Source organism: Anaerostipes sp. 992a (assembly GCF_001940245.1).
Lineage (GTDB): Bacteria > Bacillota > Clostridia > Lachnospirales > Lachnospiraceae > Fimousia.
Map to the genome: position 1 here is coordinate 1 of NZ_MJIG01000001.1, position 22432 is coordinate 22432.

At 40.9% G+C, this 22432-nt stretch carries 20 protein-coding genes, 9 tRNA genes and 1 rRNA gene; 26 read left to right on the top strand and 4 right to left on the bottom strand.

The genetic code is table 11. The annotated features are described in order from the left end of the window. From BHF69_RS00005 to BHF69_RS00110, 22 genes are all read left to right on the top strand, one after another. Positions 1-1832, top strand: a 23S ribosomal RNA gene (locus BHF69_RS00005); the annotation flags it as partial. A gap of 90 nt (positions 1833-1922) precedes the next feature. Continuing rightward, positions 1923-1995 (top strand) — tRNA-Asn (locus BHF69_RS00010). 9 nt (positions 1996-2004) lie between these two features. Continuing rightward, positions 2005-2076, top strand: a tRNA-Glu gene (locus tag BHF69_RS00015). 29 nt (positions 2077-2105) lie between these two features. Next, positions 2106-2178, top strand: a tRNA-Thr gene (locus BHF69_RS00020). Positions 2179-2190: 12 nt separating this feature from the next. Continuing rightward, positions 2191-2264 (top strand) — tRNA-Ile (locus BHF69_RS00025). A gap of 36 nt (positions 2265-2300) precedes the next feature. Beyond that, positions 2301-2374, top strand: a tRNA-Asp gene (locus BHF69_RS00030). Between the two features lie 27 nt (positions 2375-2401). Continuing rightward, positions 2402-2474 (top strand) — tRNA-Val (locus BHF69_RS00035). A 20-nt stretch (positions 2475-2494) separates the two neighbouring features. Continuing rightward, a tRNA-Leu gene (locus BHF69_RS00040) sits at positions 2495-2581 on the top strand. 32 nt (positions 2582-2613) lie between these two features. Continuing rightward, positions 2614-2687: transfer RNA gene (locus BHF69_RS00045), tRNA-Arg, on the top strand. 225 nt (positions 2688-2912) lie between these two features. Then, positions 2913-3383 (top strand): IS200/IS605 family transposase, encoded by a 471-nt coding sequence (gene tnpA / locus BHF69_RS00050; protein ID WP_075669051.1) that lies wholly within the window; start codon positions 2913-2915, stop codon positions 3381-3383. A 357-nt stretch (positions 3384-3740) separates the two neighbouring features. Next, the gene (locus tag BHF69_RS00055; RefSeq protein ID WP_075669052.1) at positions 3741-4487 is read left to right on the top strand and encodes a DeoR/GlpR family DNA-binding transcription regulator; all 747 of its coding nucleotides are present in this window, start codon (positions 3741-3743) and stop codon (positions 4485-4487) included. Positions 4488-4505: 18 nt separating this feature from the next. Next, the gene (pfkB, locus tag BHF69_RS00060) at positions 4506-5411 is read left to right on the top strand and encodes a 1-phosphofructokinase (protein ID WP_075669053.1); all 906 of its coding nucleotides are present in this window, start codon (positions 4506-4508) and stop codon (positions 5409-5411) included. Positions 5412-5573: 162 nt separating this feature from the next. After that, the gene (locus tag BHF69_RS00065; protein ID WP_075669054.1) at positions 5574-7079 is read left to right on the top strand and encodes an IS1182 family transposase; all 1506 of its coding nucleotides are present in this window, start codon (positions 5574-5576) and stop codon (positions 7077-7079) included. A 140-nt stretch (positions 7080-7219) separates the two neighbouring features. Next, a complete protein-coding gene (locus BHF69_RS00070) occupies positions 7220-8077 on the top strand; it encodes a C40 family peptidase (RefSeq protein WP_083650858.1) in 858 nt (285 codons plus the stop codon). A gap of 234 nt (positions 8078-8311) precedes the next feature. Continuing rightward, positions 8312-8383, top strand: a tRNA-Gln gene (locus tag BHF69_RS00075). Between the two features lie 131 nt (positions 8384-8514). Continuing rightward, complete coding sequence (locus tag BHF69_RS00080; protein WP_075669055.1) at positions 8515-8901, top strand: GntR family transcriptional regulator; 387 nt, start codon at positions 8515-8517, stop codon at positions 8899-8901. Continuing rightward, positions 8898-9773, top strand: coding sequence for an ABC transporter ATP-binding protein (locus BHF69_RS00085; protein ID WP_075669056.1), 876 nt, complete (start codon positions 8898-8900; stop codon positions 9771-9773). Before BHF69_RS00080 ends, BHF69_RS00085 begins: the two co-directional genes overlap by 4 nt. Before the next feature lies 1 nt (position 9774). Next, positions 9775-10905 carry a hypothetical protein gene (locus BHF69_RS00090; RefSeq protein WP_075669057.1) on the top strand — a complete coding sequence of 377 codons (1131 nt, stop codon included), beginning with the start codon at positions 9775-9777 and terminating at the stop codon, positions 10903-10905. Continuing rightward, a complete protein-coding gene (locus tag BHF69_RS00095; RefSeq protein WP_075669058.1) occupies positions 10905-12002 on the top strand; it encodes a hypothetical protein in 1098 nt (365 codons plus the stop codon). Before BHF69_RS00090 ends, BHF69_RS00095 begins: the two co-directional genes overlap by 1 nt. Continuing rightward, positions 12002-13252, top strand: coding sequence for a hypothetical protein (locus BHF69_RS00100; RefSeq protein WP_075669059.1), 1251 nt, complete (start codon positions 12002-12004; stop codon positions 13250-13252). The genes BHF69_RS00095 and BHF69_RS00100 overlap by 1 nt, the downstream gene beginning before the upstream one ends. Positions 13253-13289: 37 nt before the next feature. Continuing rightward, entirely contained in the window at positions 13290-13847 is a 558-nt protein-coding gene (locus tag BHF69_RS00105) for a Maf family protein (RefSeq protein WP_075669060.1), read from the top strand. Between the two features lie 478 nt (positions 13848-14325). Next, complete coding sequence (locus BHF69_RS00110) at positions 14326-15942, top strand: CTP synthase (RefSeq protein ID WP_075669061.1); 1617 nt, start codon at positions 14326-14328, stop codon at positions 15940-15942. A gap of 143 nt (positions 15943-16085) precedes the next feature. On the opposite strand, the gene BHF69_RS14065 is transcribed toward BHF69_RS00110, so the two are convergent. Next, complete coding sequence (locus BHF69_RS14065; protein ID WP_158022525.1) at positions 16086-16262, bottom strand: hypothetical protein; 177 nt, start codon at positions 16260-16262, stop codon at positions 16086-16088. Positions 16263-16549: 287 nt separating this feature from the next. On the opposite strand from BHF69_RS14065, the gene BHF69_RS14070 reads away from it, so the two are divergent. Further along, a complete protein-coding gene (locus BHF69_RS14070; protein ID WP_158022526.1) occupies positions 16550-16711 on the top strand; it encodes a hypothetical protein in 162 nt (53 codons plus the stop codon). A 228-nt stretch (positions 16712-16939) separates the two neighbouring features. Here BHF69_RS14070 and BHF69_RS00120 read toward each other — a convergent pair whose 3' ends face one another. Together BHF69_RS00120 and BHF69_RS00125 are read right to left on the bottom strand one after the other, a co-directional pair. Next, the gene (locus BHF69_RS00120) at positions 16940-18187 is read right to left on the bottom strand and encodes an ammonium transporter (protein ID WP_075669063.1); all 1248 of its coding nucleotides are present in this window, start codon (positions 18185-18187) and stop codon (positions 16940-16942) included. A gap of 123 nt (positions 18188-18310) precedes the next feature. Further along, the gene (locus BHF69_RS00125; RefSeq protein ID WP_075669064.1) at positions 18311-18649 is read right to left on the bottom strand and encodes a P-II family nitrogen regulator; all 339 of its coding nucleotides are present in this window, start codon (positions 18647-18649) and stop codon (positions 18311-18313) included. 267 nt (positions 18650-18916) lie between these two features. Here BHF69_RS00125 and BHF69_RS00130 point away from each other — a divergent pair, with 267 nt between their 5' ends. From BHF69_RS00130 to BHF69_RS00140, 3 genes are all read left to right on the top strand, one after another. Further along, positions 18917-19891 (top strand): DMT family transporter, encoded by a 975-nt coding sequence (locus BHF69_RS00130; protein ID WP_242946061.1) that lies wholly within the window; start codon positions 18917-18919, stop codon positions 19889-19891. Then, positions 19860-20600 carry a tRNA pseudouridine(38-40) synthase TruA gene (gene truA, locus BHF69_RS00135; protein ID WP_075669065.1) on the top strand — a complete coding sequence of 247 codons (741 nt, stop codon included), beginning with the start codon at positions 19860-19862 and terminating at the stop codon, positions 20598-20600. Before BHF69_RS00130 ends, truA begins: the two co-directional genes overlap by 32 nt. An 84-nt stretch (positions 20601-20684) precedes the next feature. Then, positions 20685-21398 (top strand): GntR family transcriptional regulator, encoded by a 714-nt coding sequence (locus BHF69_RS00140; protein ID WP_075669066.1) that lies wholly within the window; start codon positions 20685-20687, stop codon positions 21396-21398. A 126-nt stretch (positions 21399-21524) separates the two neighbouring features. Here BHF69_RS00140 and BHF69_RS00145 read toward each other — a convergent pair whose 3' ends face one another. Continuing rightward, positions 21525-22412 (bottom strand): class II fructose-bisphosphate aldolase, encoded by an 888-nt coding sequence (locus BHF69_RS00145; protein ID WP_075669067.1) that lies wholly within the window; start codon positions 22410-22412, stop codon positions 21525-21527. Positions 22413-22432 lie beyond the last annotated feature (20 nt).

Consider the following 22432-nt stretch of genomic DNA (forward strand, 5'->3'; position numbering starts at 1 on the left):
GGAAAAGGATGTGGGATTTCGAAGACAACTAGGATGTTGGCTCAGAAGCAGCCATTCATTCAAAGAGTGCGTAATAGCTCACTAGTCGAGAGGTCCTGCGCCGAAAATGTCCGGGGCTGAAACACGACACCGAAGCCGTGGAATCACGTAGTGATTGGTAGAGGAGCATTCTTAAACGGTGGAAGCTGTACCGGAAGGAGCAGTGGACGGTTAAGAAGAGAGAATGCCGGAATGAGTAGCGAGAAAGAAGTGAGAATCTTCTTGGCCGAATATCTAAGGTTTCCAGAGTAAAGCTGATCTGCTCTGGGTAAGTCGGGGCCTAAGGCGAGGTCGAAAGACGTAGTCGATGGATAACAGGTTGAGATTCCTGTACCGCATGAAATCAGAACTGTGGGGACACAGACAGGAAGAGGGAGCCGGGAATGGAAAGTCCGGTCCAAGCGAGGTAGGAGTACCGATGGCAAATCCGCGGTGCGATCCGAAGACGTGACGGGGAGCGAACATAAGTAGCGAAGCCCTTGCCCCTGGCTGTCAAGAAAAGCCGCTATCGTATTTCATGTGCCCGTACCGTAAACCGACACAGGTGGATGAGGAGAGAATCCTAAGGCCGACGGGAGAAGTGTTGTTAAGGAACTCGGCAAAATGGCCCCGTAACTTCGGGAGAAGGGGTGCCTGCGAGAGCAGGCCGCAGAGAATTGGCCCAAGCAACTGTTTAGCAAAAACACAGGTCTATGCAAAACCGCAAGGTGAAGTATATGGGCTGACGCCTGCCCGGTGCTGGAAGGTTAAGGGGAGGGCTTAGAGCAATCGAAGGTCTGAACTTAAGCCCCAGTAAACGGCGGCCGTAACTATAACGGTCCTAAGGTAGCGAAATTCCTTGTCGGGTAAGTTCCGACCCGCACGAAAGGCGTAATGATTTGGGCACTGTCTCAACAACACACCCGGTGAAATTGAAATACCAGTGAAGATGCTGGTTACCCGCGCCAGGACGGAAAGACCCCATGGAGCTTTACTCTAGCTTGATACTGGGATTCGGTACTGCATGTACAGGATAGGTGGGAGACGTGGAGCCATGGACGCCAGTCCATGAGGAGTCGCTGTTGGGATACCACCCTTGCAGTATTGGATTTCTAACCAGCAGCCGTGATCCGGCTGGGGGACAATGTCAGGTGGGGAGTTTGACTGGGGCGGTCGCCTCCGAAAGGGTATCGGAGGCGCTCAAAGGTTCCCTCAGAATGGTCGGAAACCATTCGCAGAGTGCAAAGGCAGAAGGGAGCTTGACTGTGACACCGACGGGTGGAGCAGGTACGAAAGTAGGACTTAGTGATCCGGTGGTATAAAGTGGGATTGCCATCGCTCAACGGATAAAAGCTACCCTGGGGATAACAGGCTTATCACTCCCAAGAGTTCACATCGACGGAGTGGTTTGGCACCTCGATGTCGGCTCATCGCATCCTGGAGCTGTAGCAGGTTCCAAGGGTTGGGCTGTTCGCCCATTAAAGCGGTACGCGAGCTGGGTTCAGAACGTCGTGAGACAGTTCGGTCCCTATCCGGCGTGGGCGCAGGAGATCTGAGAGGAGCTGTCCTTAGTACGAGAGGACCGGGATGGACGGACCGCTGGTGTATCTGTTGTCGTGCCAACGGCATAGCAGAGTAGCCAAGTCTGGAAGGGATAAACGCTGAAGGCATCTAAGCGTGAAGCCCCCCTCAAGATGAGATCTCCCATTCTTCGGAAGTAAGACCCCTTGAAGACGACGAGGTAGATAGGGCAGGGGTGGAAGTGCAGCAATGCATGGAGCTGACTGTCACTAATCGGTCGAGGTCTTAACCAGAGAATGGCTGTAGAGATGTTTGAACGTACAGGAAGAGATGGAAGGTTAAGAAGATATCTGTATGTAGTTTTTAAGGTACAACCTTAATAATCCTCGATAGCTCAGTCGGTAGAGCGCGCGGCTGTTAACCGCGTTGTCGTAGGTTCGAGTCCTACTCGGGGAGTTTTTATCTGGCTCCTTGGTCAAGCGGTTAAGACATCGCCCTTTCACGGCGGTAACACGGGTTCGATTCCCGTAGGAGTCATCATTAATTGCTGTTAAAGTGATTAATAAGCCGTCGTGGCTCAATTGGCAGAGCAGCTGATTTGTAATCAGCAGGTTATCGGTTCAAGTCCGATCGTCGGCTTTTCCTTATTAAGGACCTTTAGCTCAGTTGGTGAGAGCAATCGGCTCATAACCGATCGGTCCTGGGTTCGAGTCCCTGAAGGTCCACTCATCACTGAAGATAAGATATTGATAAAGGAATATGGCCTAGTGGCTCAGTTGGTTAGAGCGCCGCCCTGTCACGGCGGAGGTCGAGGGTTCGAGTCCCTTCTGGGTCGTTTGAAAATTTTATATTTTCAGAAAATGGGATTATAGCTCAGCTGGGAGAGCACCTGCCTTACAAGCAGGGGGTCACAGGTTCGAGCCCTGTTGGTCCCATCGTAACCGAAAGGTTGCATGCCGGCGTGGCGGAACTGGCAGACGCACAGGACTTAAAATCCTGCGGGACTTATACTCCCGTACCGGTTCGATTCCGGTCGCCGGCATTCGTTTTTTACAAAACGAAAATTTCATATTTGTGGGTTTAGCTCAGCTGGATAGAGCGTTTGGCTACGGACCAAAAGGCCGGGGGTTCGAATCCTCTAACCCACGTAGGAAAACTCTTATTACTTCTTGTAATAAGAGTTTTTTTTATTGTTAGGCTTTAAGCCTGTTCATCATTGTGGAGTTTCTCAGGCAGAGAAACGAAACTTTGAGGAACAAAGAAACCACCGGCTCAGCCGGTGAGTCAGCATTGCTTCAGCTTACAGTAAAAAACCTCCAATGATATAATTATGTTGGTTCGCCAACCACATAAAATCAAAGGAGGTTATCCAAATGGATATTAGTAGTTTATCACATACAAAATGGAATTGTAAGTATCATATTGTTTTTGCACCAAAATATAGAAGAAAAGTGGCATACGGAAAGTTAAAACAAGATATAGCTAATATTCTGAGTATGCTATGCAAAAGAAAAGGTGTAGAAATAGTGGAGGCAGAAATCTGTCCAGATCATGTACATATGCTGGTGAGGATTCCGCCAAGTATAAGTGTTTCAAGTTTTGTAGGGTATTTAAAGGGAAAAAGTACACTCATGATATTCGAACGACATGCAAATTTAAAGTATAAATATGGAAATAGACATTTCTGGTGTCGAGGATATTATGTAGATACTGTAGGGAAGAATGCAAAGAAAATACAAGAGTATATTCAAAATCAGTTAAAAGAGGATTTAGAATATGATCAAATGACATTAAAAGAGTATATTGACCCGTTTACGGGTGAGCCAGTAAAAGCAAATAAATAAAATGAGCCCTTTAGGGCTCCATAGGTAAATGATGTTGCAGTTGGCGAACCATTCGATGAGTCTTTAGACTCTAGTGCCGGTAATTTGCCCTTATAGGGCAAGTACAAACCACCGGCTGAGCCGGTGGTTGTGATTACATAAGAAATTCTTCGAATTTCTTATGTAACAAAACATTGTACTATGGTGGATAGAAAGATGTCACAAGAGTGACCTGCCGCAGGCCTGGAATCCTGCAGAGCAGAGTTTTTTTTCATAAAAATATAAAAATACCATATGTGATTGAAAATGACCGGAAATGATTGAAAAAGCTTGAAAATAAAAATAAAGTATGCTATATTATAAAAAAGGAGGGATAAGATGCTTACTCAGGAACGATATAATTATATTTTACAAGCACTAGAACAGAGAAAAGCCGTATCCGTTGCCGTTTTAACAAAGGAATTAAACATATCCGAGTCTACGATTCGTAGAGATCTGAATGCGTTGGCCAAAATGGGAAAATTAAATAAAGTTCATGGTGGAGCAACTTATTTGGAACCTCGAAATAAGGTGACTCATGAGGATCAGGTTGAAATCAGGAAGGAGATCCATACGATTCAGAAAGAGAGTATTGGACGATATGCAGCTTCTTTGATAGAGCCGGAAGACTTTGTTTATCTGGATGCTGGTACGACAACCGCCAGTATGCTTCCCTATCTGGAAGAGAAAAAGGCAGTATACGTAACCAATTCATTGGAAATTGCGATGAATCTGACGAAAAGGGGTCTGACAACCTATATGATAGCAGGTAAGATACGTCAGATTACGGAAGCAATGGTTGGATGTGAGGCAGAAAAATCCATTCAAAATTATCATTTTACAAAAGGATTTTTTGGAACGAATGGTATATCTTTGGATGCGGGATATTCTACGCCGAATATTGAAGAGGCTCAGATCAAAAGAATGGCAATGCAGCACTCCTATGACGCCTATATTTTGGCAGATTATTCAAAATTCTCTGTTAATTCATCTGTTACGTTTGGTAACCTTGAGGATGCCATTATTATAACGGATCGATTGACAGATAAGATTTATAAAGAAAGCACAAAAATTATTGAAGTTTGATAAGGAAAGGAAAAAGTTATGATTTATACGGTGACATTTAATCCAGCAATTGATTATGTAGTAAAGGTTGATCATTTAACATTGGGAATGGTAAATCGAACAGCACAAGAAGATATCTATTATGGTGGAAAGGGAATTAATGTTTCCATTGTATTGAAGAATCTGGGAATTCAAAGTACTGCATTGGGATTTGTGGCAGGGTTTACTGGAAAAGAAATTTCCGATGGGGTAGCAGCCACAGGTGTATCCTCTGACTTTATTACATTACGGGAAGGAATGTCCAGAATCAATGTCAAGATTAAATCACAGGAAGAAAGCGAGATCAATGGACAGGGACCGATGATCCACGATGATGAACTGGAAGAATTGTATAAAAAATTAGATGAAATTAAAGATGGAGATATTCTTGTATTGGCAGGAAGTATTCCAAATACACTTCCGGAAGACATTTATGAGAAAATCATGGCTCGTTTACAGGAAAAGGATATTCGAATCGTAGTAGACGCAACAAAGGATTTATTGTTAAATGTATTAAAATATCATCCATTTATGATCAAACCGAATAACCATGAGCTGGGTGAAATGTTTGGAGTCGTATTAAAGAATAACGATGAAATTATTCATTATGCAAAAGAACTTCAGAAAAGAGGAGCAAGAAACGTTCTGATTTCTATGGCAGGTGATGGAGCAATTCTTGTGACAGAAGATGGAGAGACACATATTTCAGCAACTCCAAAAGGAACGGTTAAGAACTCTGTTGGGGCAGGGGACTCCATGGTTGCTGGTTTCATTGCAGGATATTTGCAGAAAGGAACTTATGAAAATGCATTAAAGATGGGAATTGCCACAGGAAGCGCAAGTGCATTTTCCGAAGGCCTGGCGACAAAGGAAGCAGTAGAAGAATTATTAAGTAATATGCAATAATTTTAGAATAGGATAATAAAACAACGATAGCGATAAAAGAGCATAAATCTGGGATTTATGCTCTTTACAGACTGTAGACAAAGTCCCGGCGAAAGCCGGGCTTTTCTATGTTTACGACCGTTTTTCTGATATAATTGAAATATCAGAAAGGCGGTGTTTTTTATGATGACAAAAAATGCAGACAAAAAAAGGGAACAGATGATGATGTTCTGTATGGATGACATGGTTCCTCAAAACCATATGCTGCGTTTGATTGATAAAGCCATCGACTGGACTTTTATCTATGATCTTGTAGAAGAAAAATACTGTTCTGATAATGGAAGACCCAGCATGGATCCTGTTATGCTGATCAAAATTCCTTTTATTCAATACCTTTATGGAATTAAAAGTATGAGACAGACTATCAAGGAGATTGAAGTAAACGTTGCTTACAGATGGTTCCTTGGATTAGACATGATGGATCCGGTACCACATTTTTCAACCTTTGGAAAAAACTATACACGCCGTTTTAAGGACACAGATCTTTTTGAGCAGATCTTTGCAAAAATATTGGAAGACTGCATGAAATTTAAACTGGTGGACACCGATCAGATCTTTGTGGATTCCACTCATGTGAAAGCATGTGCAAACAGCAAAAAAATGCGAAAAAGAGTTGCACAGGAACAGGCCCTTTGGTATGAAGAGAAACTACAGAAGGAAATATCCAGGGATCGTGAAGCGCATGGGAAAAAGCCTTTGAAAGAAAAAGACAAAAATGATCCCCCATCCGGCAGCGGGAGCGGTGATAATACAAAGGAAGAAGAAATTCCAGAAGGAATTAAAACGCAGAAATGCAGTATCAGTGATCCGGAAAGCGGCTGGTTTCGTAAAGGCGAGCATAAACATGTTTTTGCCTATGCAGTGGAAACAGCTTGTGATAAACATGGCTGGATCCTGGGATACAGCATTCATCCGGGGAATGAACATGACAGCCGGACATTCAAAACACTTTATGACAAGATAAAGATCTATTCACCGGCTATGATCATAGCAGATGCCGGTTATCGTACACCAGCAATCGCCCATGAGTTGTTAGAAGATGGTATCGAGCCGCTGTTCCCATACAAAAGGCCAATGACAAAGGAAGGTTTTTTCCGAAAATATGAGTATGTATATGATGAGTATTATGACTGCTATATATGTCCGGAAAACCATATATTATCCTATCATACGACAAACAGGGAGGGTTATAGGGAATACGTAAGCTGCGGAGAAATATGTGCCAGTTGTCCAAATCTTCATAGATGTACGGAAAGCAAAGAACATATAAAAGTGATCACCCGCCATGTGTGGGAAGAATATATGGAGAAAGCAGAGGACATCAGGCATACACTTGGCAATAAACAGATATATGACTTAAGAAAGGAGACAATCGAGAGGATTTTCGGAACAGCCAAAGAGCAGCATGGATTTCGTTATACACAATACATAGGAAAAGCCCGGATGGAGATGAAAGCGGGGCTTACTTTTGCATGTATGAACCTGAAAAAACTGGCCAGGATACTGGCCAAAAGGGAAGAAAGAATCTCAACCATCCATAATATTTGGCGGTTATTAAAAGAAAAGTCATTTTTCAAAGAAAAGTGGTGCTGGAGATTATCTCCAGCACAAACTTTGTCTACAGTCTGAAAAGAGCATAAATCTGGGATTTATGCTCTTTATTTCTTTACACTCTTATTTTTACGTGATATAATAAAAATGTTAATTACCAATTTGTGAAATAATTTTGTAATATTTATTTAAAATAAATGTAAGAGTGAGGAGAAGTTATGAAGAAATTTGTTACGAAATTGATGGCTATTTGTTTGGTTCTCGTAATGAGTATGGGAATCGTTGTAACAGCAGGAGAGAAGGAAACAGCAGCGTCTTATGTCAGATATGTGACAGTTGATTTTCTGAATATCAGAGCCAAGGCATCTGCATCATCTTCTATTTTAGGAAAGTATTATTGGAAGGATGAGGTTACCTGTACAGGAACAAGCGGAGACTGGACGAAAGTATCCTTTGAGGGGGAACCGGGATATGTATCAACAAAGTATCTGTCTAAAAGCATGCCAGTCGTTACATATACGAGCAGCTACACAAGATACGTAAAGTCAAGCATCAATATAAGAAAGACACCTTCTACGGGTTCTGCATCTCTTGGAAAGTTCAGCCAGGGAGCAAAGATTACCTGCTATGGAACAAGCGGAAGCTGGACAGTTGTGAAGAAGAATGGAGAAGAAGGATTTGTTCTGACCAAGTATTTATCCAAGACAAAGATCAAGACTACAACAGGGCAGCAGGTTGCCAACTATGCGAAGCAGTTTGTAGGTAATCCATATCGCTATGGTGGAACCAGCCTGACCAATGGTGCGGATTGCTCTGGATTTACACAATCTGTATACAAGCATTTTGGATATAAACTTCCTAGAACTTCCAGTGAACAGAGAAAGTCAGGAAAATCCGTAAGTTTTTCCAACCGAAAAGTAGGAGACCTGATTTGCTATTCTGGACATGTTGGAATCTATATTGGTAATAATAAGATCGTACATGCAAGCAACTCCAAGCCATATCCAAAGGGAGGAATTAAGATTTCATCTGTTACGATCATGAAAGTAAAAGCAGTTCGAAGAATTGTAAAATAATGAAGATAAGAGGAGTCATTGTTGAGAAGGAGTGAAGAACGTTCTTTTTCCACAAAAGACTCCTTTTTATTGTGAAAATGGCAAAAAATGTCTAAATTGCACAATAAAAATAGAAGAAATAAAATTAAATATGTTTAAAATTAACTATTGCATTTTGGGGTACACTCCTGTATAATACATAAATGTACTGAGGTGCTGAACACAAAACACAGCATACAAAGTACTCCATAATGTTGGGCTATCGCCAAATGGTAAGGCCCTGGATTCTGATTCCAGTATCTGCAGGTTCGAATCCTGCTAGCCCAGCTCTTTAGAGACATAACATTTGTTATGTCTCTTTTTTTATTACATAAGAAATTCTTGACAGTAAATGAAGGTACTGTTATACTAACTGTATTATTCGTAGTGGTACAGTTAATACAGATTGGAGGGATAAGATGTTTCAATTGGATATTTATAGTAGCGTACCAATTTATGAGCAATTGATCCGAAAGATAAAAGAGAATATTATGAAGGAATATTTAAAGCCGGGAGATGGGCTGCCTTCCGTGCGTAAGATGGCAAGGGAGCTTCATGTAACTCCTAACACGGTACAGAAAGCTTATCGGATCTTAGAGCAGGAGAAGGTCATAGTGACAGTTCGGGGAAAAGGAGCATACATTGCTTCGAAAAAGCCAGAGATTCCCGTAGAAGATAAGATATCGGATGTAAAGAGACAGATTCGCCCTCTGCTCATGGAATTGCTTTATATGGGAATTGGAGTAGAGAAAATTCATGAAATGATAACAGAGCTTTGTGAAGAAATGAAGGAGGAAGAAGCATGATCTATGTAAACGGTTTATATAAAGGCTATGGGAAGGAGCCGGTATTAAAGAATATTACGTTTCATGTGGAGAAAGGGACGATTCATGGACTGATCGGAAGAAATGGTTCAGGGAAGACCACATTGATCAAATGCCTGACTGGAATTTATCGCCCGGATCGGGGAAGCATCCAGATCTGTGGGGGAGATATTTATGATCAACCGCGTATTAAGGAAAAGGTTGGTTATGTGGCAGACCGAAATGAGTATTTTTCCAACTATCATGTGGATGAAATCATTGACTTGTATGCAGAATTGTATCCAACGTTTCAGAGAGATGATTTTAACGATTTTAATGAGGTGATGGGGATTGATGAGCGCAAGTTCATTAAACAGCTCTCAAAGGGGCAGAAGATGCGTCTGGCAATGATTTTAAACCTATCCATGCATCCAGAGCTGATGATCCTTGATGAACCTACAGAAGGGTTGGATGTCATTGCAAAGCGGCAGGTGATGGACTTTATCATCAAAGAGGTAGAGGAAAGGAATATGACAGTATTGATTACTTCTCACCATTTGAATGAACTGGAAAATTTCTGTGACAGTATGACCATGATTCGGGATGGACAGATCATCGGTGGAGGAAGTATTGATGAGATGAAAGAAGCTATTACCAAGCTTCAAATTGTAATGGAAAAGGGACTTCCAAAAGGCTTTGATCAATGGGAAGGCATCTTGCATTATTCCAATCTGGGAAGCATTTATACCATTGTCTGGAAGGGATTTGATGAAGCTTGTGAGAAAGCATTAAGAGCTGCGGGAGCCAGCCTGATTGAGGAGATACCAATTTCGTTAGAGGAGATCTTCTTATACGAGAACTGGGGGAATGAGTAGGATGAAGCGATATTATAGAAAGAGAAATGGAATCGTTTTTTTCATCAGTATAGTAATCATCTTTTTATATCTGACGACGGTAGACTGGGATCGAAGTCAATGGGGACTTTCAGGGATTTTAAACATTATAACGGATTATTACATGCCATTTGTACATCTTCTGATTTTAGGAGTTTCCTTGATCGTAACCCATTCTTATTTGGTAACTGTAAAAGGACGGAGAGAGGGGGAACTGTTTTATGTGCTTCCGGTCAGGCGACAGGATGTCTGGATGAATCAGTGGAAAGGCATTTGTGGATTTGTTGTGCTGTCCTGGATGATGGCGGGAATCATGATGATAGTTGCCGCAGGAAAGAATCTGTCAGAGGTTTCTAAGACAGATATGGGATTGAGCTTTCTTGCATACATCCTTTTGGATGTCATGTTGGTCAGCCTGCTAATGTGGCTGCATACCAAAGTGAAAAGCAACAAAAAGGTGTTGGGCGTTTATTTTGGAGGTTTTGGAATTTGCATTTTATTCCTGCAAAACGTGACCAAATTTATTTTTATGTATTTAAAGGGAAACGGTGTTGGACTGTATTCCTGGCTCAATAATATCTTGTATACGTTCCTTTATCCCAAACAGGCATCTCAACATTATTTTAAGATGCTGGGAGAGGAAAGAATGGAAATGTTGATATTCGAAAATGCCAATGATTATCATCTGAATATATTTCAATGGCAGATTTCCCATTATGCATATATTTATATTGTTATGGCCTTGATCTTGATCCTTTTGATTCTGTTTTTTGTAAAAAGTGGGAAAAAAGATGCAGAAAAAATGCCGGAAGTTATGGAGAGAAAATGGCCAATCACGGTTGTGGCAGTCTGGATGCTCGTATTTTCTATTCTTGTAGAATGTGCAAATCTGGCTTCAGAGATATATAATCTGGGGGAACAAAGCATATGCATAGACAGTATTGGAATGAAGTGCTTTTCTTATTATAACAATCCGGGAGGAACTATAGAAGCTGGAAAGGCTATGGGATTGCTTTTGGCAAGTGTTGTGATAGCAGGGCTGATTATGATCGTTAGTAACAAACTAGCAGGGGTGACAGGGAAAAGACATAAGACAGGAAAGGAGAGATTCTGATGAAGGGCAGACAGATATGGAAATGTACAGACAGGAGACTGAATAAGATTACCCTGGGGATGGCAGTGATCAGTTGTTTTATGTTATATTGCTTTTCTGACAATATTGCAACCTTATGGAATAACGGTTATATTAACACTCCCGATATGTATGATGGCTATGTGGATTGTGGAGCAATGAATACTTTATTTGAAATATTTAAAGAGATATCTTGTGTATGGCATCTCCTTTTTCTGGTTACCATTGGCTTAATTGTTCTATGCCTTTTCTGGGATATCAGACAGGATGATACAAGGGAATGGATGTTTTCATTGCCGGTGACAGAACGGGTGCTTTTTGCAAGAGCCTGGCTGCGAGGCGTGTTGGCATATACCATCCCATGGTTACTATATACAGTTGGAGTGCTTATCCTGAGAGTAAGAAATCTTTCATGGATTCAGGAACTGTACTTGTTAGATGTAAATTGGAAAAAATGGATGGAACTGGAGCAGGTGGGAAACTATATGAAGATATTGGTTCTCCTTTGGATCTGGGGAACCGCATGCTATAGTATTTTCTTTTTCATGCAAATTGCTTGTAGAAAGAATATACTGGCAGCTTTATTTGGCACTGGGATTATATGCACACCGGCATATCTTGGTGTAACAATTGCGGGAGGGATCCTACCAGTATATTCTTCGATGAAAATTGTCAAAATATTGGAGCGTGTGGTTGGAAGCTGGAAAGATTTAGTTCTACTTGTATTAGATGATATGTATGAAGCAACGGAAGTGGATAGTATGTTTTATTCGATTTCCTGTAAGATATCCTGGGAAAAGATGGCATTTGCAATTTTGGTAATTGTTATCTGTCTGATGTTGTCCAGATATTATTTTTGCAGAATCAATGATCAGCATGTGGAAGGCCTTTTTCGGATTGGATGGATGAGGATTCTTGTGCTGACAGGTTTGGGAGGCTGTATCGGTGTTGGTATCTTTGCCAATCTGGTTCTCTATCATGATCTTGAGAATGGATGGCTGGTTCTGTTTGGAATCGCAGGATTTACACTGTTATTTGCAGTAGCAGCTCATAATCTGATGAAAAGGAGGGGATATTAGTGAGTGTCTGGATTTCTTTTGCAGGTGTTGCCCTGATTCTAATGCTGATCGTAATTGTAGTTTTAAAAAGGCAGAAAGCAACAGTGTTGATGACAAAGGAGGTACGGGAAAGAAGGCATAGAATCGCCATGGGAACTTCCATAGTCCTGGTGGCAGTATTTTTTCTGCTATCTGTTTCTTATAAGCAGGAGGCTGGAGCAGTGGGAAGAATGAAACAGGATCTGGAGAATATGGAAAGCCAGAATTGGGATATGGGAGTCAATGAGGAATATGTAAATCAGATTTTAAAGGCGTATAATGTTGCGGTAAAATATAACAACAATCTTTCTTCCGCCTCCAAGTTTGAAAAAAAGCTATGGGCAGTGGCAGAGAAAAGTCTACCTGTCTATGACGAAGAAGTGATGGAGTTTTCCATTGAGTTTTTTGGCAATGAAAAAGAAGGAATCGAGGATGATTGTTTTTTTGGAATGTACGATAGAAAATTAAGTGAATTTTCCTATGAACAGAAGGGAAATGGAATCTATTGTTATTGCAAAAAGCATGGAACATTGTCCCAAATCTTTCCGTATCATATGTATGAGCAAAAATGGGTAAAGGAACTGGAGGATCAGGGATTAGAGGGACTGGCAGACTGGATGAAGCGAATGGAAGAAAGGGGAGTGGAGGCAACAACAAAGGATCAGAAGAAGGTGAGAATTATGGAAAGCGGAGGTGAGAAGATCTTTCAGGGAATCCAGGTGGTTTATGATTCTGGCGGTATCTATTTCCGGGCGAATAGAAAGCAGTTAAAAAACTATCGGTATCTGGATGAGGTGCAGACGGTTGTGGAGAATTGCGGATGGATGGTAGAGAATTTGATGAGTCAGGGATATTATAAAGGAATAGGCTGTTATTTATATAAAGATGATAAAACGGCCTATGATGATGGCAGCGATGGAAAGGGAATAAGAGCTATTCTGACCATGGATGAAACAGGAATCCTTCAGCTGGATTTTTTTATAGAACGAGCAGGAATCCTTTATGGAGATCCTTTGTTTGAGGAAGAAGAACGAGAACCGGTGCAGCAGCTATTTGTATTGTTTGGGATGGAAGAGGCTCAGGCAAGCCGGTTGGCAGGACAGCTGTCATGCATAAAAAATGATGAAAAGGGCAGCAGGGATGGCTATCAATGGAAGATTTCCCGTGGTACGGTTTATACGGATGAATCGGGTAAGAATATAAATTATAAACTGACTTTATATAAAAAATAAAAGCTGATATAATTGCTGTGAAAGGCAGGGAAAGAGAATGAAACAATTGATTTTAGCCTCTGGGTCACCACGGAGAAAGGAGATCCTTGAGCAGGTGGGAATGACATTTAAGGTCATTCCAAGTCAGGTAGAGGAAGTGATTACCAAAGAGATTCCGGCGGAAATCGTGATGGAACTATCCAGACAGAAGGCGATGGATGTATATCAGCAGCTGGGCGATGAGAGTGTCATCGTACTAGGTGCTGATACGGTAGTAGCCTACGATGGAAAGATTCTTGGAAAGCCAAAGGATAAACAGGAAGCCAGAGAAATGCTTGCCATGTTAAGTGGCGAAAAACATTTTGTATATACTGGCGTGACGTTGGTTACGAATAAGGAAGAGAAGACCTTTTATGAAGAGACCATGGTAGAGTTTTATCCACTTTCAGAAGGGGAAATGGAAGCTTATATTGCTTCTGGAGAAAGCATGGATAAGGCAGGTGCATATGGAATTCAGGGAAAGGCAGCAGCTTTTATCAAAGGAATCTGTGGAGATTATTATAACGTGGTAGGACTTCCGATTGCCAGTGTAATGAGAAATTTACAGAAAATGTAAATTAATAGTTGAAATGTAAAAAAATGTATGTTAATATAAGGTTAGAAAGAATAAGGCAGCAAAAGCTTATTCATCTGACATTCAGGACGTTTAATACTCTAAGAAGATATCCCCATTAAGTGTATGAATTCAGAAAGAACAATCATCCATCTCGACTTTATGATACAAGATTCAATCCAAACAAACGTTTAAATACTAATTTTTTCTTTCTTTTATTATATTATAAGCTGCTATATGCCTTATTCTTTCTATCAAAAATGAAGGACAAAAAGGATATCGTAAGGTATCTGATATAAGAAGGAGGGTGCCAAGTGCCTTCCTTTCTGTGCTGGAGCATAAAAATCCAAAGAATATGGAAAAACACTAGAAAATACTGTACTTTCCATGTATAATGTGGTAGTATTATTCTTTAAATTATGAGAATTTTTAAATGACAAGAAAGTACTAATTATTTTGCAGATTAACAGGAGGATAAATCATGCCAGTTAAGTACGTATTCGTAACGGGTGGAGTTGTGTCCGGACTTGGGAAAGGAATTACAGCCGCTTCCCTGGGACGACTATTAAAAGCGAGAGGTTATAAGGTAACGAGTCAGAAATTTGATCCATATATTAATATTGATCCAGGTACTATGAATCCAATTCAGCATGGAGAAGTATTCGTTACAGATGATGGTGCGGAGACAGACCTGGATTTAGGGCACTATGAAAGATTTATCGATGAAGGTTTAAATAAAAAATCTAACGTAACAACAGGAAAGGTATACTGGAGTATTCTTTCAAAAGAACGTCGAGGAGATTTTGGGGGTAATACAGTACAGGTAATTCCTCATATTACCAATGAGATCAAAAGTCGTTTTTACCGCGGAGATGATCAGGCGACGGCTCAGGAAGTAGCAATTATTGAAATTGGCGGTACAGTAGGCGATATCGAAAGTCAGCCATTTTTAGAAGCATTGAGACAGTTCCAGCATGAAGTGGGTCGTGAAAACTGTATTCTGATTCATGTTACGTTGATTCCATACTTAAAAGCATCTAAGGAATTAAAGACAAAGCCAACACAGGCAAGTGTTAAGGACCTGCAGGGAATGGGAATTCAGCCAGATATCTTAGTATGTCGTTCTGATTACCCATTAGATTCTGCAATTCGTAATAAGATTGCACAGTTCTGTAATGTAGATCGTAACCATGTTATTCAGAATCTGGATGCAGAAGTATTATATGAAGTTCCGTTGATGATGGAAGAAGAAAAACTTGCTCAGGTTGCATGTGAGTGCTTAAAGCTGCCTTGTCCAGAACCAGATCTGGCAGATTGGATCCGTATGATCGATGCATGGAAGAATCCAAAGCATAAAGTAACCGTTGCATTAGTTGGAAAGTATGTAAGCCTTCACGATGCATACATCAGCGTTGTAGAATCTTTAAAACACGGTGGTGTTGCTAATGATACAGATGTGGAGATTAAGTGGGTGGATTCAGAGAGAATCAGCTCCTATAATGTAAAAGAAGTATTAGGCAAAGTAGATGCGATCATCGTACCAGGTGGATTTGGAGACCGTGGTATTGAAGGAATGATCGAATCTATTAAGTATGCAAGAGAGAACAAGGTTCCTTATCTTGGCTTATGTCTTGGTATGCAGCTGACATTGGTAGAATATGCACGCCATGTCATTGGCTGGAAGGATGCACACAGTCATGAATTCAGTGAAACGACAAAACATCCGGTTATTCATATTATGCCGGATCAGGATGGAGTGACAGATCTTGGAGGAACTTTAAGACTTGGATCTTATCCTTGTATTTTGGCGGATCAGTCAAAAGCATATGAATTATATGGAGAAAAAGAAATTCACGAACGTCACAGACATCGTTATGAAGTGAATAATGAATATAGAGATGCATTTGTAGAGAATGGAATGATGCTTTCTGGATGCTCTCCAGATGGAAGAATCGTAGAGATGATCGAGATTCCATCTCATCCTTGGTTTATTGCTACACAGGCTCATCCAGAGTTTAAGTCAAGACCGAATAAACCACATCCATTATTCAAAGGATTTATCAAAGCAGCTTTGGATTATCAGGCAGCTCACAAATAGAAAGATCATAATTTATGAAAGAGGGATTTCCGCAATGACTAAATTTTAGTTAGGGTGGAAATCCCTTCTTTTTTTAATATAGCAAATGCGGGTTTCTTTGACTATGGGGTAGTGAGTGAGAACGAAGTCATTCCAGTCAGCAATCAAGCTACGGAGCTTCCAAATCTGATACATGTTTTCTTTTTTTCTACACCATAACAGACGAAAATCTTATCCCTCGTCCATTCACAAATGGCTATGTAAGCCAGCTTCCAGCCATTTGTCCTTATGGACGACCAAAAGCACTGCTTTTGGTAAAGATTTTCTGCCTGAGAAAACATGTAAGCTCCTCCGCAGATTGCTTTACCGGAATGGTTTCGTTCTTTGTAGTGTATTGGCTTCTCCCATATTCATGTGGAGAAACGGAGTGTGGCAAAGAAGAAGGCTTTTTCATAGACCATATCCCCGTTTTCCCAACTTATATAGATGCAATATTATAAAAACGGTATCATTTCAGTCAGGGATCAGGCTGCGGAGCTTCCAAACCTGATACATGTTTTTCCTATATTCATATGGAGAAACGGAACATGGAAAAGAAGAAAACTTCTCCGAAAGCGACATATGCGGAATGTTAGAACAACCTGTTGGCTGGATTCTATCACCAGAACTGCTTCAGGCATCGAAGATGACTGTTTTCCATAGGACAGTTGGTAGGGAAGTTTACTTACCTTTCCAACTGTTATGGAAAAAAGGAATGCAGTTCGTCTTGTGTCATGCCAAGCCCGACTAGCGGAGCGGATTAGGGTTTGGCTCGGGGTAAATCCAGACAGCTTTGGTTGTTCTTACGTTCTGGCATCCTAGGCGCAGGAGGAGAAATTTTCTTCTTCATTTAGTCCACAAAACCCGCATTTTATAGAAAAAGCCAAGGAACTGTGCTTCAGAAGTGAAACCGTTTCACTTCGTTTTGCCACAGTCCCTTGGCTTTAAAACATTTTATAAAATAGTGGGAATAGGAATCTTAGTTATTAGAATTGATCTGGAAGTCTGCGTATGCGCTCATACCATGTTCAGAAATATCCATACCAATTTCTTCGTCTTCTGCGTCTGCTCTTAAACCAACAGTTACGGCAATTCCCTTGAAGATGATGAAGGCAAGAATGCAAGTGTAAATTCCAACACATGCAATACCAAGTGCCTGAACACCGATGAAGTGCGCTCTTGTCATGCCAGCTTCTGCTAAGAAGTCAGGAAGTGCAAATACACCAGTTAAGAAGGTACCGACAACACCACATCCTAAGTGAACACCACATGCACCAACAGGGTCATCAATTTTTAATACTTTATCTAAAAATTCGATAATAGCGATAACAACGATACCACAGATGACACCGATTGCCATAGCTCCATAATATCCTACGATGTCACAACCGGCAGTAATACCAACCAGACCAGCTAAGGAAGCATTCAATGTCATGGAAACATCAGGTTTGCCGTAACGTACCCATGTAACGATCAAAGCAGTTAAGGTTGCTGTACAAGCGGCAAGGTTTGTTGTAACAGCGATATGTCCAAGAGTATCTGTAGCAGCGGTTGTAGAACCACAGTTGAATCCAAACCAGCAGAACCATAAGATGAATACACCTAAAGCACCAAGTGGAATGTTATGTCCTGGAATAGCCTGAGGTTTACCATCTTTGTATTTACCAATACGAGGGCCAACGATAGAGGCACCAACTAATGCACACCAACCACCAACGGAGTGAACAGCTGTAGATCCAGCGAAATCATGGAATCCCATAGTAGATAAGAATCCACCACCCCAGATCCAATGACCAGTAATAGGATAGATCAGAATACTAATCAATGCACTATAGATTAAGTAAGAAGAGAATTTTGTTCTTTCAGCCATAGCTCCTGATACGATAGTAGATGCTGTTGCACAGAATACTGTGTGGAAGAATAAGAATACTCCAGGTGCCAGTGCATCAAATGCATCTAAATCTAAACTAAAAGGATTGAAGAATCCGCTTGTTCCGATGAAAGGATTATCGCCACCAAACATAACAGCGAATCCAAACAGGAAGAAGAAGATGGATCCTAATACGAAGTCCATTAAGTTTTTCATAATAATGTTACCAGAGTTTTTGGCTCTTGTGAAACCGGTTTCTACCATTGCAAATCCGGCCTGCATAAAAAATACTAAAAATGCGGCGATCATCGTCCACATAATATCCATAAGTCTTTGTAATTCTGCAATTTCTGCCATTTTTATATCCTCCTTTTTGAAAACAAAAAAGGGGATAATTCTTCATCAGATAGAAGTGGATAGAACCTATCTGATTAACAATTATCCCCATTGATAATAAATTGATTGAACTGCTTCATAATATTAAATTGCTTTTTCGCCACGTTCGCCTGTACGGATACGGATTGCATCTTCTACTGGGAAAACAAAGATTTTACCATCACCGTATTCGCCGGTGCTGACTTCTTTGACGATAATGTCACAGATTTTAGATGCAGCATCATCACTAACGACCGTTTCGACCTTTACCTTAGGAAGAAGGTTTACGTTCATTTCATTTCCACGATACTTTTGAGTATATCCTTTTTGTTTACCAAATCCCATAATATGGGTAATCATAAGACCGCTGACCTTCTGAGCTTCTAAGATTCCCTTTACGGTCTCCAGCTTTTCTGGTTTGATGATGATTTCAAGCTTTTTCATATATTTACCTCCTTTATTATTTCAGAACTATGAAAAACACAAGAGTTTTTCATATTCAGGGGCAAGGCAGTATAGAAGCGATTGCCCTATGCCATAATACAAAAAAAGACGCTTCACCCCTGGATGAAACGCCTTTGTTTTCTGTATGAGTCATATTATAAACGTTAAAATGGATTTGTCAATGGTTTTTTTGAAAAAAATTTAAGGTTGCAAAGAGATTCTATTAACGGTATTATGAAAAAGTAAGAAAAAACGGAGGAAAAATAAGTGGGTACAATATGGAATAAGAAAATAGTTATTATCTGCATGGCAGTGGTGGCGACTGTTCTGTGGGGGAGCGCATATCCAAGTGTAAAAGCGGGATATGAGCTATTTTCCATTGCAGCAGATGATATAGGAAGTAAAATAGTTTTTGCAGGATATCGCTTTAGCATTGCAGGAATTGTGGTGTTATTATTTTCCAGATTTTTATCTGGCAGAGAACAGGATTGTGTCGAAAAAAATACAAGAAAAAGGAACAGTGGGAAGCGAATAATCGGAATTTTGCTGCTTGGTCTGATGCAGACAACGGCACAATATATCTTCTTCTACTTAGGTATGGCCAATACTACTGGAGCCAGAGGTTCCATTATCAATGCGTCAGGAGCTTTTTTTGGTGTATTGCTGGCCCCGCTTTTTTATAAAGATGATTGGTTGTCCGTGCGAAAGATAGCGGGATGTTTGGTGGGCTTTGCGGGGATCGTCCTGATCAATATGGATGGAACCAGCCTGTTTGGATTTACGCTGCTGGGCGAGGGGTTTGTCATGTTTGCCGCTCTGGCACAGGCATTGGCATCTTTTTATAGCAAAAGGCTGGTAAGAGAAACGAATGTAATGGTAGTAACCGGCGGTCAGCTTCTGTTAGGAGGAATTCCGCTACTCTTGATCGGATATGGACTGGGCGGTTCTTTGGAAGCAAATCCAAAAGGGATTTTATTATTGACCTATATGATATTTCTTTCTGCTGTGGCATTTACCGTATGGACACAGCTGTTAAAATATAATCCCGTCAGCGAGATTGCAATTTATAATCTGTTAATTCCGGTATTTGGTACGTTACTTTCTGGAATTTTCCTGAGAGAGCATATTTTTGATCTTGTACATTTACTTTCCATCTTGCTGGTATGTATGGGAATTATGTTTGTAAATACGACGGGAAGGAGAGGAAATTATGAGAAATATTCGGTTGAAGATCAGCTATGAGGGTACCAGATATCAGGGCTGGCAGCGGCAGAAGGGGACCGGCAATACCATACAGGGAAAGATTGAAGATGTACTGGCGAAGATGCTGTCTCATCCGGTTGAGATCCATGGTTCCGGAAGAACCGATGCAGGAGTTCATGCGAGAGGGCAGGTAGCCAACTTTAAATGTGATACGGATATGACGGAAGAGGAGATCAAAGAGTATTTGAATGAATATCTTCCGATGGACATTGGGATTACAGAGGTAAAAGAAGTCTCTCCCCGGTTCCACAGCCGGTTGAATGTGACGGGGAAACGATATATCTACCGTGTCTGGAACAGTACAGAGCACAATGTCTTTGAACGCAAGTATGTATATCCATTTATCGGTGAGCTGGATTTTGATAAGATGAAGGCGGCGGCTCGGATGCTTATGGGTACCCATGATTTTCAAAGCTTTTGTGGGAAAAAGGTGAAAAAGAAATCCACCGTTCGTACCATTACCAGACTGGACATCATAAGAATTGGGAATGAGATTCGTTTTATTTATGAAGGAGATGGCTTTCTCTTTCATATGGTGCGCATTTTAACAGGGACCTTACTGGAGATTGGAACAGGAGAGATGGCGATAGAGCAGCTACCGGGAATTTTGGAAAGCAGGCTGCGTCAGAATGCAGGCAGGACAGCCCCTGCTGCAGGACTGATTTTGGATGAAGTATTTTATCATTAAAAAGAAAGTTTTGTAAAGTGAATGTTGACTATGGTATAATTTACTAAAGGATACAGAGAATGTAGAGGGAGAAGCTCATAGATTATGATAAAACAACTACGATATGTCGAATTATATAATCAGCTGAAGAATCGTTTTAGCGTGGAATATGCAGGAAAAGAAGGGATCCAGATGCTTCCTGGAGAGAGAGAAATCTGCCAGAAGTATCATGTCAGTCGTCCAACGGTTCGGAAGGCGATGGAATTATTAAGTGAAGAAGGTATTATTCAAAGAGTACAGGGAAAAGGAACTTTTTACGTCGGCGAAGGGGGCAGATCCGAGACTCAGATGGAGTATTATCAGATTTCCCTTGCCGGGGATGTAACGTCCAGTAAGGTACTTCGTCAGAACATAGAAAAGGCAACAAAGGAGGTAGCAGAGCATCTGAATGTGGAAGAAGGAAGTCTGGTGATCCACCTTCAGAGAATCCGCTATGCAGAGGATGTTCTGGTGTGTCTTGTTAGTGATTATATTCCGTATGATGTCTGTCCGTCGGTAATGGACGTAGACTTTACTGAGAAACGTTTATTAAAATATATGGTGGAAATGGGAATTAAGATTGATAAGGGAAAGCGAGTTATCGCTGTGGAAAAAGCGGATGAGTTTACAGCACTGCATCTTGGTATTGGTGTAGAAGAACCGGTGATCATCTCCTATGCAGATGTTATGGATGACAAAGGCCGGGTAGTCAGCTATGCGATTACGAAATCCAATGCCTATACGACCAAGTATGGACTGGTTGTGGATTATACACCATAAAAGCCTATCTCTATAAATTTAGTTTGACATAAAGAAATATGTCCTGCTGGGACTGTACCCCTGGCAGGACATATTTCTTTTTGAGTTTTTATGGGACAACAGGAAGAAACCTGTTGCTATCATAATTTATAAAATAGAGCTTGCAAATACCTTCATTGCTGCTTTTACATCCTCTTTGATGGCTTTTTGTGCGGCCATGGCAACATCATGGAAGAAGACAGGAGAATTCTCTGCTTCACATTTTGCGATCCATTCCTGTGCAGCCTTTCCACCAGCCATAGAAGAATAGGTGTAATAATTTATTTTTGTAATACCATTCCGGATGGCCTGTTTAAAGTCTTCCTCAGATACTCCAGATCCTCCGTGCATAACAAATGGGATATCGATCTTTTCTTTGATCTGTGTAATTCTATTTAAATCTAATTGAGGTTCTGTCAAATATACGCCATGGCTTGTCCCGAAGGCGATTGCCAGTGCATCTACACCGGTTTCTTCCACAAATTGCTTTGCTAAATCTGGATTGGTATAGCAGTCATCCAGAGAATTAAAATTAGAAGCATCTACGGGCCCGCGTCCTTCTCCGCCTCCGACAGAAGAAGTAAACATATTACCAAGTTCTGCTTCTACAGAAACACCAACTGCGTGTGCAGCTTTCACCACTTCTTTTGTTCCAGCAACATTTTCTTCAAATGGTTTTGCAGATGCATCAAACATAACAGAAGTGAATCCGAGACGGATGGCTTTCATGCATGTTTCGAAGCTTTCACCATGATCTAAGTGTACACATACAGGAACGGTTGCTTTCTTAGCCCATTCTACCATGATCGGGCCAACTTCATCTAAGCTGATCAGGTTGTCATGGCATTCTGCATGCTGTAAGATGACTGGAATATTTAATTCTTCTGCAGATTCAATGACAGCGCGAATGGATTCCAGATTTGGTACATTAAATGCACCTACGGCATATTTTCCTTCTTTTGCATTTTCCAAGATTTCTTTTAAAGTTACTAACATAGATAAATCCTCCATTTCAT

What these genes read in the sequence shown, in the direction of transcription:
- BHF69_RS14065 (WP_158022525.1), bottom strand. Translation starts at nt 16,262, where the DNA reads ATGTTTTCTCAGGCAGAAAATCTTTACCAAAAGCAGTGCTTTTGGTCG.
- BHF69_RS00095 (WP_075669058.1), top strand. Translation starts at nt 10,905, where the DNA reads ATGAAGGGCAGACAGATATGGAAATGTACAGACAGGAGACTGAATAAG.
- BHF69_RS00110 (WP_075669061.1), top strand. Translation starts at nt 14,326, where the DNA reads ATGCCAGTTAAGTACGTATTCGTAACGGGTGGAGTTGTGTCCGGACTT.
- pfkB (WP_075669053.1), top strand. Translation starts at nt 4,506, where the DNA reads ATGATTTATACGGTGACATTTAATCCAGCAATTGATTATGTAGTAAAG.
- BHF69_RS14070 (WP_158022526.1), top strand. Translation starts at nt 16,550, where the DNA reads ATGTTAGAACAACCTGTTGGCTGGATTCTATCACCAGAACTGCTTCAG.
- BHF69_RS00120 (WP_075669063.1), bottom strand. Translation starts at nt 18,187, where the DNA reads ATGGCAGAAATTGCAGAATTACAAAGACTTATGGATATTATGTGGACG.
- BHF69_RS00080 (WP_075669055.1), top strand. Translation starts at nt 8,515, where the DNA reads ATGTTTCAATTGGATATTTATAGTAGCGTACCAATTTATGAGCAATTG.
- BHF69_RS00085 (WP_075669056.1), top strand. Translation starts at nt 8,898, where the DNA reads ATGATCTATGTAAACGGTTTATATAAAGGCTATGGGAAGGAGCCGGTA.
- BHF69_RS00125 (WP_075669064.1), bottom strand. Translation starts at nt 18,649, where the DNA reads ATGAAAAAGCTTGAAATCATCATCAAACCAGAAAAGCTGGAGACCGTA.
- BHF69_RS00055 (WP_075669052.1), top strand. Translation starts at nt 3,741, where the DNA reads ATGCTTACTCAGGAACGATATAATTATATTTTACAAGCACTAGAACAG.
- BHF69_RS00070 (WP_083650858.1), top strand. Translation starts at nt 7,220, where the DNA reads ATGAAGAAATTTGTTACGAAATTGATGGCTATTTGTTTGGTTCTCGTA.
- BHF69_RS00090 (WP_075669057.1), top strand. Translation starts at nt 9,775, where the DNA reads ATGAAGCGATATTATAGAAAGAGAAATGGAATCGTTTTTTTCATCAGT.
- BHF69_RS00105 (WP_075669060.1), top strand. Translation starts at nt 13,290, where the DNA reads ATGAAACAATTGATTTTAGCCTCTGGGTCACCACGGAGAAAGGAGATC.
- BHF69_RS00065 (WP_075669054.1), top strand. Translation starts at nt 5,574, where the DNA reads ATGATGACAAAAAATGCAGACAAAAAAAGGGAACAGATGATGATGTTC.
- tnpA (WP_075669051.1), top strand. Translation starts at nt 2,913, where the DNA reads ATGGATATTAGTAGTTTATCACATACAAAATGGAATTGTAAGTATCAT.
- truA (WP_075669065.1), top strand. Translation starts at nt 19,860, where the DNA reads ATGAGAAATATTCGGTTGAAGATCAGCTATGAGGGTACCAGATATCAG.
- BHF69_RS00145 (WP_075669067.1), bottom strand. Translation starts at nt 22,412, where the DNA reads ATGTTAGTAACTTTAAAAGAAATCTTGGAAAATGCAAAAGAAGGAAAA.
- BHF69_RS00140 (WP_075669066.1), top strand. Translation starts at nt 20,685, where the DNA reads ATGATAAAACAACTACGATATGTCGAATTATATAATCAGCTGAAGAAT.